At 34.2% G+C, this 12,375-nt stretch carries 14 protein-coding genes; all 14 read right to left on the bottom strand.

Translation table 11 applies throughout. The features are described 5' to 3' along the window. Positions 1–149 precede the first annotated feature (149 nt). Complete coding sequence (locus MWH28_RS12000; RefSeq protein ID WP_248619630.1) at positions 150–869, bottom strand: DUF169 domain-containing protein; 720 nt, start codon at positions 867–869, stop codon at positions 150–152. A gap of 172 nt (positions 870–1,041) precedes the next feature. Then, on the bottom strand, positions 1,042–1,749 hold the full coding sequence (sigK, locus tag MWH28_RS12005) for an RNA polymerase sporulation sigma factor SigK (RefSeq protein WP_248619631.1): 708 nt from the start codon (positions 1,747–1,749) through the stop codon (positions 1,042–1,044). A gap of 83 nt (positions 1,750–1,832) precedes the next feature. Continuing rightward, positions 1,833–2,030: a DUF4911 domain-containing protein gene (locus tag MWH28_RS12010; protein ID WP_248619632.1), complete on the bottom strand. Its 198-nt coding sequence runs from the start codon at positions 2,028–2,030 to the stop codon at positions 1,833–1,835. A gap of 28 nt (positions 2,031–2,058) precedes the next feature. Then, the gene (gene udk / locus MWH28_RS12015; RefSeq protein WP_345894779.1) at positions 2,059–2,685 is read right to left on the bottom strand and encodes a uridine kinase; all 627 of its coding nucleotides are present in this window, start codon (positions 2,683–2,685) and stop codon (positions 2,059–2,061) included. Continuing rightward, entirely contained in the window at positions 2,685–3,911 is a 1,227-nt protein-coding gene (locus tag MWH28_RS12020) for a peptidase U32 family protein (protein WP_248619634.1), read from the bottom strand. The genes udk and MWH28_RS12020 overlap by 1 nt, the downstream gene beginning before the upstream one ends. Next, a complete protein-coding gene (locus MWH28_RS12025; protein WP_248619635.1) occupies positions 3,912–4,559 on the bottom strand; it encodes an O-methyltransferase in 648 nt (215 codons plus the stop codon). Positions 4,560–4,612: 53 nt separating this feature from the next. Further along, complete coding sequence (mltG, locus tag MWH28_RS12030; RefSeq protein WP_248619636.1) at positions 4,613–5,623, bottom strand: endolytic transglycosylase MltG; 1,011 nt, start codon at positions 5,621–5,623, stop codon at positions 4,613–4,615. Positions 5,624–5,761: 138 nt separating this feature from the next. Beyond that, positions 5,762–6,061: a DUF4258 domain-containing protein gene (locus MWH28_RS12035; protein WP_248619637.1), complete on the bottom strand. Its 300-nt coding sequence runs from the start codon at positions 6,059–6,061 to the stop codon at positions 5,762–5,764. A gap of 95 nt (positions 6,062–6,156) precedes the next feature. Next, positions 6,157–6,435, bottom strand: coding sequence for a DUF1292 domain-containing protein (locus tag MWH28_RS12040; RefSeq protein WP_248619638.1), 279 nt, complete (start codon positions 6,433–6,435; stop codon positions 6,157–6,159). A 221-nt stretch (positions 6,436–6,656) separates the two neighbouring features. Further along, positions 6,657–7,070: a Holliday junction resolvase RuvX gene (ruvX, locus tag MWH28_RS12045; RefSeq protein ID WP_248619655.1), complete on the bottom strand. Its 414-nt coding sequence runs from the start codon at positions 7,068–7,070 to the stop codon at positions 6,657–6,659. Positions 7,071–7,084: 14 nt separating this feature from the next. Further along, positions 7,085–8,608, bottom strand: a complete 1,524-nt coding sequence (locus MWH28_RS12050; RefSeq protein WP_248619639.1) for a baseplate J/gp47 family protein — start codon at positions 8,606–8,608, stop codon at positions 7,085–7,087. Between the two features lie 16 nt (positions 8,609–8,624). Then, on the bottom strand, positions 8,625–9,917 hold the full coding sequence (locus MWH28_RS12055; RefSeq protein ID WP_248619640.1) for a cell division FtsA domain-containing protein: 1,293 nt from the start codon (positions 9,915–9,917) through the stop codon (positions 8,625–8,627). 20 nt (positions 9,918–9,937) lie between these two features. Continuing rightward, positions 9,938–12,097, bottom strand: coding sequence for a hypothetical protein (locus MWH28_RS12060; protein ID WP_248619641.1), 2,160 nt, complete (start codon positions 12,095–12,097; stop codon positions 9,938–9,940). Positions 12,098–12,109: 12 nt separating this feature from the next. Then, on the bottom strand, positions 12,110–12,358 hold the full coding sequence (locus MWH28_RS12065) for an IreB family regulatory phosphoprotein (protein WP_248619642.1): 249 nt from the start codon (positions 12,356–12,358) through the stop codon (positions 12,110–12,112). Positions 12,359–12,375 lie beyond the last annotated feature (17 nt).

A 12,375-nucleotide genomic window follows, 5' to 3' on the forward strand; every position in this document is an offset into this window, starting at 1 on the left:
GCTATAAATATTTGATTGCTAATTTGATTTGATTGAGTTAGTAGATCTATATTTTTTTAACAATGCAACGATAGTGAGACAGTATGATAAAATATTTTTTCATTGCTCTCCTCCAATCTTTTTTGAGATTTATTTATCATACTAAATTTTCAAATCCTCTCTTTAATATCTGCCCAAGTTTCTTTAGTTAAAAAGCTATTCTCAACTTCATCCTCTAATTCTAAGAAACGTTGATAAGGCAGACTAAAAGAAAGTAAATCTTGATCAATAAATTTCCGAGCTGAAGGATCTGTCAGTCCAATTAATCCTTTAGGTTCTTCACTAAGTCCTTGATTCAAAACTTCTATAATAGTACTGTGACAACCAGCTCCAAAAAAGATAGTCGCATTATCTTTAGTAGGTCGATCAAAGTTTGCCAAAGTAACTAACCCTGAAAGCTGATCAGCATTTACTAAAAAGACCACTGCCTTTGGTTCTTCATTAGCCTCCACCTTTGATAAAGGCTTGAATATTACATACTCTGTAGAAACAAAAATATCAGGTAAACTTTTAATGAATTTACGAGCATACTCAGGATTCTTCTTATAAAACTCACCCTCACGTTCACATTTCTCTCCATCAGAAAGAAAATGTTCAATTTCACCTGATTCATAATCTTTAAAACCTAAGCCCTTGGCCCCGCCAACGCAGCCACAAGTCTTTTCATCAAAAGCTGCTATCTTTCCTTTGCTAGCCTGGCTCAGTAATGAAATAACACAACCCCATCTTCCTTCTTTAAATTGAATAGCATCTTCAGGTTTTTGATCACTCCACAGTATTGCTACAGGTTCTCGGTTTAACTTAATTGCTTCAGCGATTTTACTTTTCATTATGTTTCTTCCCCCTTCATTTCTTTATTTTATAACAGGAAATAAATTCCTAAACTTATTATTTAGCTTCTAGATCTATACTTAAATTCATTTTTATAAAACAAAAAAATCCCAGGGCCAACACCCTAGGAGCCAATACTATTAATAAAAAGAAAAAAGAGCACTAGAAAATCTAGTACCCTTCTAAAGTAAACTTTTTAGTTAGCTTATTAACAGCTTTTTTTTCAATTCTTGATACATATGAACGGGATATATCCATCTTTTCTGCAATCTCTCTTTGGGTTCTCTTTTTTCCATCTTTCAACCCATACCTTAATTCTAATACTCTCCTTTCTCTAAGATCAAGCTCAGTTAATTTTTCATATAGCTTCTCTTCTTCCAATACCAATTCTACTTCATCACTGACAATATCAATTGCTGTTCCTAAAATATCAATTAATCTAATCTCATTTCCTTCCTTATCTGAACCAATAGGCTCATGCATCAACTTTTCATTCTTCAATTTTTTAGTTCGTCTTAAATGCATTAGTATCTCATTCTCAATACAACGTGCTGCATAAGTTGCCAACTTAGTATTTTTATCAGGATCAAAACTATCGATTGCTTTAATCAAACCAATCGAACCAATTGAAATCAGATCCTCATTATCGAACTTTGTATTGTCAAACTTCTTTACAATATGAGCCACTAACCTCATATTATGCTCAATTAAAATATTTTTAGCTTCTGGATCCCCATTTTTTAACTTTTCTAAATACAATTTCTCATCTTTTTTATCTAAAGGTTGAGGAAAAATAGTCCCATTAGAGATATAAGAGACCAACAACATAATCCCATCCATTAAATTAGAACCTAAATGAATAAAAAAAGAAGGCACCACTGGCCAATCACCTCCTAAATTGAAACCAGTCTCTATTTATATCTATATGAGGTGATTGAACTTATTGTGCCTGTCCTGATTATTTATTTATCTTCAACTATTTCCAAAGAAACTTTATTCTGTAAATCATTCAATATTTCTAAAAGATCATCCTTAGTCCCTTCAGTAAACTCCAATTTTAGTTTACCAATCTCTCCTTCTGTTCCTACCACAGTAACCATTGCTAAACCTTCATAAGCCTTCAAGATCTTATCAACAAAAGACAGTTCCTTTTTAACCACTTTAACCTCCATCGTTTGGGTGTCCACTTTAATCTATCCCCTCAATAATCGATTTTATCTTAGTCACCAAAATATCAACTGCTACCTTATTATAACCACCTTCAGGAATAATAATATCAGCATACTTCTTAGTTGGCTCTATAAACTGTTGATGCATTGGACGAACAACATCCAAATATTGATTGATTACCGACTCCATATCTCTTCCTCTTTCTTTAATATCCCTAACCAATCTCCTGATAAATCTAACATCATTATCAGTATCTACATAGATTTTTATATCCAACATATCCCTCAGTTTTTTATTCTCTAAAACCAAAATCCCCTCTAAAATAATTGCTTTACAGGGAGCAATAGTTACAACCTCATCTAATCGAGTATGCTCTTTAAAGCTATAAACCGGCTTTTCAATAGGTTTACGGGCCAACAACTGCTCCAAATGCTCAACTAACAACTCAGTATCAAAAGCAAACGGATGATCATAATTTGTCTCTACTCGCTCTTCTAAACTAAGATGGCTCTGATCTTTATAATAAGCATCCTGTTCAATCATTGCTACCTCTTCATAATCCAACTGCTCAATTATTGTTTCTGCTACTGTTGTCTTTCCTGAACCTGTTCCTCCTGTAATTCCGATTAAGACTGGTTGCACAATTATTCTCCTTCCCGCTCTCGTCTGACTAAATCATATTTATTAACAGATTGATTTACCTTAACTGTAATTAATTGATGTGGATGAGGAGCAGCTTCAATCTCTTTGCCATCTTCATCCTTGATCTGATCTATCACTTCAACAAAAGTATCGGTCTCAGGGCCAAAAATCTCCACTTGATCCCCTTGAAAGAATTTATTTCTAACTTCAATTACTGCTTCTTCTGTCTGAGGAAGATAATTACGAACAATTCCCATAAAATCATAATCTCTAGAGTAACCAGAAGATGTATAATTTTGCTCCTTGCCAGTAGGACGATCAAAATAAAACCCAGTAGTATAGTGCCGATGACTAATCTTCTTTAATTCGGCCAACCACTTAGGATTAAACTGATAATTTTCTGGATCAGCTTTATACTCATCCAATGCTCTCCGATATACATTCGTAACTGTAGCTACATAATGTAAACTCTTCATCCTTCCCTCAATCTTTAAACTATCTACCCCACTAGCAATCAACTCAGGTAGATGCTCAACCATACATAAATCCTTAGAATTGAAGATATATGTTCCCTGCTCATCCTCATGAATAGGATAATATTGCCCAGGTCGTTCTTCCTCCATTAAAGTATACTTCCAGCGACAAGAATGAGCACATTCTCCTCGATTAGCATCACGATCGATCATATAATTACTCAACAGACAACGCCCCGAATAAGAGATACACATCGCTCCATGCATAAATACCTCTAAAGAAAGATCAACTCTCTGCTCAATCTTTTTAATCTCCTCTAAGGACAACTCCCGGGCCAAAATAACTCTATCCGCTCCCTGGCCTTTCCAAAACTTAACGCTTGCCCAATTAGTATTATTCGCTTGCGTGCTAATATGTACTTCTAAGTTAGGAGCTACCTCCTTAACGATTGAAAAAACTCCTGGATCTGCTACAATGACAGCATCTATCCCTAACTTCTCTAAATCTTTAATATATTCAGGTAAACCGATCAAATCATCATTATGGGGAATAATATTGACCGTCACATAAACCTTTACCCCCGCTTGATGAGCAAATTCAATCCCTTCTTCCAACTGTTTAATAGAAAAATTTCCTGCCTTCTTACGCAATCCATAATCTTCTCCTCCAACATAAACTGCATCTGCTCCATATAAGACCGCCATCTTTAACTTTTCCAAATTGCCTGCTGGAGCCAATAACTCTGGTATTTCCACTTATATTTCCTCCCTCTTAACACTGATTGCTACTCCATCTCCTAGTGGGATTATCGATGAAGTTAATTGCTGATGATTCATAACCTGCTCCACATACTCTCTTAATCTTTTCACTAAAGTACTATAACGTGGATGATAAAAACGATCATCAGCAATCATTCCCTTAAATAAGACATCATCTGCTATAATCAAACCTCCATCTGTAACTAAATCAAGGCTTTCCTCTAAAAAGTTAAGATACTGCCCTTTAGCTGCATCAATAAAGATCAAATCAAACTTACCATTTAATTGAGGCATGACCTCTAATGCATCCCCCACTATCAACTCAATATTATCACAACCAAGCCTTTTAAAATTTTGCTCTGCTTGCTGGGCATCTGCTTCTTTTAACTCAATCGTTACAATCTCTTCTCCTCTAAACTCTTTAGCCAGCCATAAAGTAGAATATCCAGTAGCAGTTCCTAGCTCTAAAATCCTTCGTGGTGCATTGATTTTAACTAATAAACTCAATAAATTCCCGACCTCTGGCTCAATAATCGGAATATTCCTCGCTTTAGCTTCTGCTTCAATCTCTTTTAAATTTCCTGACATTGCTGGTTGTTCTTTTCGTAAATAATCAATAATCCATTCCTGTAATATATTACTCATTAATACCACCCTTATTAAATTATCAACCTTTAATTATTATTCCCGTTAGCAACTTAATTATTTGATCTTTGTTGTACTTCTAAATGTTCTTGATAAGTTTTAGTAAATTCATGATAACCTCCAGTTGTAGCCACATAATATAAATACTCAGTCTCAGCAGGGTTTAAAGCAGAATTGATTGCTGATAGACTAGGATTGTTGATTGGCCCTGGCGGTAAAGCAGAGATTTTATAAGTATTATATGGTGAATCGACTTCTAAATCCCTATATAATAATCTCGATTTATGCTCAGGCAAGCTATATTGAACAGTAGCATCTAACTGTAATCTCATCCCTCTCTCTAAGCGATTATAAATCACACTAGCAATCAAAGGCTCCTCAATTGCTACCTTTCTTTCCCCTTCGATCAAAGATGCAATAGTCACTATCTCATGCAAGTCATAATCACTGGCCTCTATCTGCTCCTCTAAGGGGCTGACTTGTTTGTTAAATTCATTGAGCATAATTCTAATCACATCACGCTCAGAACTTCCATAAGGAATCTGATAAGTATTAGGAAATAAAAAGCCTTCCAAGTTATACTTTATATCATCCCGCTCTGGTAAAAATTCCAAATCTTTAGTCCGGGCCAACTCCAAAAACTTATCACTATCAAACCCCTTTCTAGCCAACAAATCTGCAACCTGCTCAACTCTAGCTCCCTCAGACACTGTAATAGTATAATTAGCAGTCTTCCCTCTAACTAGCTTGTCAATGATTTCTGGAGTCGACATTCCAGAATTTAATTTATAATGGCCAGCTTGTACACGTCGTGCTAAATCTTTGACTCTCAAATAAGTTCTAAAACTGAAAGGACTCCTAATTAAACCCTTTTGATACAACATTTCTCCAATTCCATTTATAGAAGTGTTCGGCTTGATTTCAACTAATTTATCTTCTTGTGTTAAATTATAATCTACAGGCTCTAATAGCTGTCGTCCATAATTAAATAGAGCAAAATTAACTATAAATAGTACTAATACTAGTAGAATTCCTATTCTTTTTAAGACTTTAGTAGCTAACATTTGCCACATCCCTTCTTCTACATTTTCTCCCTTATTATAAACAATATTCTCTTATTTCGCAAATCAAAAAAGTCCTAAATATAAATTAGACACCCTAGACTCTGTTAAGTCTAAGATGCCTAACCAAATCATACAATATCAAGCTATCTCTTCAAGCCGAGTACCGTCTTTAATATGTATATTAGAACGGTCTATAACAGTAATAACTACCGCTTTAAACTCTCTTACCTCAATAATCACAGCCAAGTTGTTCTCTTGATCAACAATCGCAATTTCTTCTCCAGTATCATTATACTTTAATAATTTCTGATCTAAACTCAGAATAATTGCTGTTACTAGTTCCTGGTCTATCTCTCTTTCTTCCATTCTTTCTAAAGCATGAGTAGTACTCTCTATTCTAAAATACATATCATCTAAAAAAGTTTCTGTTAATAACATATAAAGCCCCCTTTCATCTGAGTTTCTATTATCATTATTGACTATTTTCATAAATTTTATACCTTAGTTTAAAAAAAGGGGGCCAAAAATAAGAGTTACTGATAGGTTGCAGCTAATTCTTGTTGAACTTTAACTAACTCATCTTCATCTACTACTGGTTGATAAGCTTTATTGCCTGCCTCATCTTCAACAGCCTTTAAAGCATATCCTTCTCCAGTATCATCATCTTCCTCATGGAGTAAGATTAGATAAGTTTCATCTTCTACATCTAAGACAGTTACTATTTCATATTCTCTTTGTTCCCCATCATGATCTTCTAATACGACAACCCCTTCTTCTTCATCTACTACTTTGATTAAACCTTCATTTTCCATTTTTAAAATCACCTCTTTAGTTTATTAAGTTCAAGTTTAAGGTTGAGGTTAAGTCAACCATTAAAAACATAAGAACTTAGCTCTTACTTAGACTTAGACTCAAACTTAGGCTTAATTATAATCACGTACTTTTAATTGTAAATTGTCAATTCTACATTGTACATTAATCTCCTACTTTCTCCTCCGAGTCCTGCGGACTCTTCGTAGATGTAAAAATCCTTCTACGGATTTTTACTATCTAGGTAATTCTGTAAAATAACCACCGCAGCCATCTTATCAATTACATCTTTTCTCTTCTTTCTGCTCAAATCTGCTTCAAGAAGAGTCCTTTCCGCTGCAACAGTTGATAACCGCTCATCCCAAGTTTTTACTGGAAGATCAATCCTATCTTCTAACTGCTCTACAAACTCCAGTACTTTCTCAGCTCTTGGCCCTAATGAGCCATCCATATTCTTAGGTAGTCCTACTATTACTTCCTCTATATTATATTGCTCAATTAAAGAACAAATATAATCTAATTTATCTTCTATTGATTCAGCTTCAACTACACTCTTTCCTTGAGCTGTCCAGCCTAAAGCATCACTGACTGCCACCCCCGTCTTCTTATCTCCTAAATCCAATCCCATTATTCTCATCTTAGCTACTCCCTTCATTGCCCCTGTGGCTCATTAATTACTAAATCAATTCCAAAACTAAATTGCGGTAACCTAGATCGATCATCAGCTTTAATCTTATAATCAGCTATTTCTTCCATTTTATCAAAAATATTTTTTATTTCAACAATTTCTTTTGCTATTAGATTACTAAACAACTTATCTTCATCTACTTTACCCTTAACTTGTCCACTACTTTCTACAGTCAAAATAGCTTCCGCAGGAGTAGCCTCTTCTATATCTATATCTTTAATTATAACCTGAGAATCAGCTAATTTAAAGTTATCAGTAAGATTATTTTGGTATAATTCAAAGATTAACTCCTTTAATTCCTCCCTTTTAACTGCTAAACCGGTTGCTGTTATATTACCAACAATCTGAAATTCATCCATTACATCCCCTACTTCAGCTTCAACTACAACATCCTCATTTTCAATCTCAAGCTGATCGGAAAAGAATAGAAAATCACCTGAAAACTTATCTTCAAATCCACCTTCAACTTCTGATCTTAATTCTTCTTTTAACTGCTCTACTCCCCTAGCAAGATCCTCTCTAGTAACAACACTAACCTCTTCATCCGCTCCACCTTGTGTATCCTCAGGATTAACAACTGTCACAGGATATGAATCACCAAGTTCAACAATTCTCCCTTTACTTACATTTCCAGCTACCCCCTTATCAACTGCTTCAATATTGACTTCTGCCCTACCAGCTTTCATTCCTACTACCCTTCCCATAAATTTATCCACTTCCGCTGGAGGAACTGTTACTCGATTGACAGTTCTAAATCTAGTTCCATTTTGAGTAGCTACTTCACTTTCAGCAGGAATAACTACTTCTTGGCGAGTATCATTGATCAAAGCTAAAACACCTTCTGCTCGTTCAACACCAATTCGTTGCTGACCAGTCGTTTCAATTTTAAATTCTTGACTTAATTCAAGCTCTTCACTTAACAGCGACATCTTATTCTCACTTGATTTAATATCTTCTACTTCCTTAACGGCTTTAATCTGATTAGATAAATCCTTAGTTTCGAAGACTGGAGTAACCTCTACAGTAGCTACTGAAAATGAAAAATAAAACCAGACTAAAGCTAATAATAATAGTCCAGCTCCACAGCCAATGAGCTTTTTAAATAGACCACCTTTATTCTCTTGATGATCAGACTGATCACCCTGGTCATCATCTTCATCTAATAATGATCTTCTTTCTTCAGATTCAACTTCTTTTTGATCATCCTCATTCTCCCCTTCAATCTTCTCTAGATCAGAATAGACCTCAAATCCAACTTTAGTCAGTAACTTTTTAGTTTTAGTAACATCAGTTATAAAGATTAATTTCTTCCCTGCCCGTTGAGCATAATTCTTAATCAACTCTAAATTAACTTGTCCCACAAAAATTGATGACTTTTTATGAACAATAATCACCAATGTATCATTTTCGACAGTTTGAATCTTATCTAACAATGAATTCAACGGTTCTTCAGGGTCTATATATATTTTGACATAATCCTCTAGCATATTCATCCCCTCTCAACTAAGCAAAGTTAGAAATCACCTTTTTCCATAAGTTTTCTTTATTCATTCCTTGAAATAAAGTTGTCTGTAAAGCCAAACTTTTAGGAGTAACATTCTCTATTTCTGTTAAACCAACCTGATCGTTAACCCCTTCAATATCATCTGGTTTTAACAATTTAATCTTTGGTTTTTTAAAAAAAGGTAAATCCTCATACAGTTTTCTTTCCTCAATTCCATTGACCAATCCCTTTAAAGCACTACCTCCACCACATAAGTATATCTTTTGGGGTAAAGCTTCTCCAGAAGCCAACCCTTTTAAGGCTACTTCAATCCCTTCATACAATAAATCAAAATTGCTTTTCAATATTCTTTCTATTTTCTCCATTATATCCGAATCTAATTTACCTACTGAATACATTAATTTTAATTCTTCAGCTTCTTCTAACGATAAATTCAAATTTCTAGCCAATACCTTAGTAAAATCTCGCCCTGCAAAACCAAACATCTTAGTTCCTTCAATTCCACCATTTCTAATTAAAGCAACATCGGTTGTCCCACCACCAATATCAATCACAATTACCCCAAATTCATAAGCTTCATTACTCATAATACTTTTTGCAATCGCAAACGGTTCAGCAATAATCCCTACTAAATCATATCCTAATCTTTTAGCAACTGTTCTTAAAGCCCCTACATGAACTAAAGGTGCAAAAGTATTAAAGATGCTAATCTCTAAATTTTTGCCTTGAAACTGTTCAGGGTTTGTTACTTTATAACCATCTATCTTCATCTCAACTACAGAAGAATTTACTAATTCAACCTTGATATTATTTAAACCTACATCAGCCAACAATTCTTCTTGAGCTAACTCTAATGCTTCCTTTTGACCTTTACTAACTAAGCTATCTATTTCTTTTTTCTTTAGTTTTCGCTTTGGAAACGATCGTTTCTGCTTAACATCAGTAACTATTCCTTTAACAAATTCTCCTGCAATCCCAATTGCAATCTGTCCTGGACTAACTTCTGCCATCTTCTCTGCTTGCTCAATCGCTTGATGGCAGACCTTAACTACTTCTTGGATATCAGAAATAGCTCCACCTTCCATATTTGAATAATCTTGTTTACTCTGCCCATAGCCAATAACTTCAGAACTTTTACTGTTAAACTTAACTATAGCTGCTTTGACATATTCAGTGCCTATATCTAGAGCTAACCGATACTTAAAATCATCCCCCTGCTCTTCACTCTTTAACAAATTACTTATTGTTGAAAAAATTAGAATCACCTTCCTTTTTATTACATTATTATCCATAAGATGATCAATCCCTTTTTTCAACTTAATTTTATTTCTCCTAAGACTAAATACAACAATGAAAAAACAGGATAGAGTAATAATGTAGCAGCAGCTACTACCCCTGAATCATTAATTAACATACTAATCACGCTACCAATTAATAAACCACTAAAACCAGCAGTCAAATTAGGATATAACCCTAAAAGATCCCTTAACATCCCTTGGGGCTTTTTAAATAATAAAATTAAAATTAAGATAAAAGAAAGTAAGACTTTACTCCAGATAGTCCAGCTTAATAATTTTAAATTCATGCTTAATTTACGATAGATAATTAACAATAAATTCCTAGGCCCTCCTAAAACTGCTTGGGCCAAATGAGTCCTAGTAGCAAGTTGACCAGTTAAGTCAGCAACTATAATCAATCCAACAATAACTATTAAGATTAAGCTTGTCTTTAATGCTAACTTCAAATCTAAATTATAACCTTCTAATTTAAAATAGGTAATGCTATAGACAATTACAGCTGTAACTAACCCTCCAAAGTTGGCCCCTAATTGAGGATGACCAACCGTTAAAATCATTAACCCAAATAAAATCAATAATACTAAATTTGAAAGTTGAGGTTTAATTTCCTTTAAAGTAGTAAGTCCAATCACACTTGCTCCAATTAAAACTCCCATGAATTCATTACCAATCCCATAAAATCTAGCTCCAATCACTGGCGAATAACCTAAAATCGATAATCTAATCAATCTTCCTTCTGACCATAAATCAGCAATCAATAAAGTTGTCATTACCAATGCTGGTACAAGTATTACTTTTAAATGATTACTGGTCTGATTGATTAATAAATAACTTAGGGCCAAAATTAAAATAATCCAACCTATAACAACAATTAACATTTGTTGTAAAATAAAGAATCTAGATAATAAAAAGAGATTAGGCAACCACAAAATACTGACAATTAAATACTTAACAATTGCCCTTAAATTAAATTTATTATTCTTGGTTAGGATCAAACTCCCTGCTAAGGCTAAAGTAATAATCTGTAATAAAATAAACCCTTTAATCAAGGTAGGTCGCCAACTAAAAGTAGCTTTAATCATCTGATTTAACCTTGCTAAGTAATCTATTGAATCTTCAGAGCTAATACTACTAATTACCCTTCCACTCAAATTAGCCTTTTCTTCAGTCAAATAATTATAAATAGTACTAGCTAAGTCACGATTAGTAACCAAGCCAGCTCTCCTTGTTGTTCCTGAAGTCAATAACCCTGACTCAATCCTAGGGCCAACACCTAAAGTTACTGTCAACCTATCCCCTGCTCTAATTCCTTGCTTAGAAGGGGTAGGAGTTACAACAAATAAATGATCCTTTTCTAAATCAACTCTATCAATAATCTCTCCTAGTAAATTATCAACCCGCTTGACTGCTTCTTGCTTTGCTTGGTTATACTTTTCAGCTGTTAACAAATAATCAATCGCTTCAATCCTAGAGGTATCGCCAGATTCAACAATAATTAAATCACTATTTTGATAATAATGTTCAAACTCCCCCAATAGATAACCTTGGTCAGTTATAAAACCAGAAGGATGCTGATCCGATTTAAGGCTCATCATCGGACCAACATCCCCTTGATTAATAACTCCATATTCATTTATCCCTAATAATGCTATATGTCGCCGTGGCTGTTCTAAAACATCTGCATTACCCAAAACACTAACTTTAGCATCTGCCTCTGCTAATAAAGTTCCTAACTTTCCAATTTGTGGTTGATAATCCCCAGACTTATTCTCGGCTATTATTCGAGCAAATTCAATATTTGCAATCTCAAAATCAGCCTCTAGTTGACCTACTCTTCTAAGGTATAAATCTTCTACATTATTTCCTTGATAGTTTTCAATTAAATTGAAGTTTAAAAAACCAGCTCTACCTACTTTGGCCCTCTCTCCAGCACCAAGTGTTAAGTAAGTATTTGTAGCTTCTAATCCCCCAGCCGTTCTAGTATTCATTAAACCTACTGCTCCAATAGAACTTAAATAGTCCAAGTTCGGTGTTTCCAATTCATTTAGTTCAGTAATGTCAACTCCATCCATTACAAATAAGACAAATCTACCTTCAGCCTCCGTAGCATTACCTCTAATTGGAAATAAAATCATCATCCCTATTATACTAAACAATATTACCACTTTTTTCATTTAATCACTCCGCTACTTCAAATAACTCTTGACTAACTCCTCAATAATTTCATCCCGTTCAAACTTTCTAATCTTACTTCTAGCTTCTTGATGACTAGTAATATAAGCAGGATCGCCTGATAAAATATAACCTACAATCTGATCGATAGGATTATATCCCTTTTCATCTAAAGCTTGATAAACTTCTTTTAAAACTTTAGCTACTTCATTTTCATCATCTTTTCTGACTCTAAACATCATAGTTTTATCCATATCGCTCATTGTATTCACCTCAATAC

It is taken from the genome of Natroniella sulfidigena, assembly GCF_023223645.1.
GTDB lineage: Bacteria > Bacillota > Halanaerobiia > Halobacteroidales > Halobacteroidaceae > Natroniella > Natroniella sulfidigena.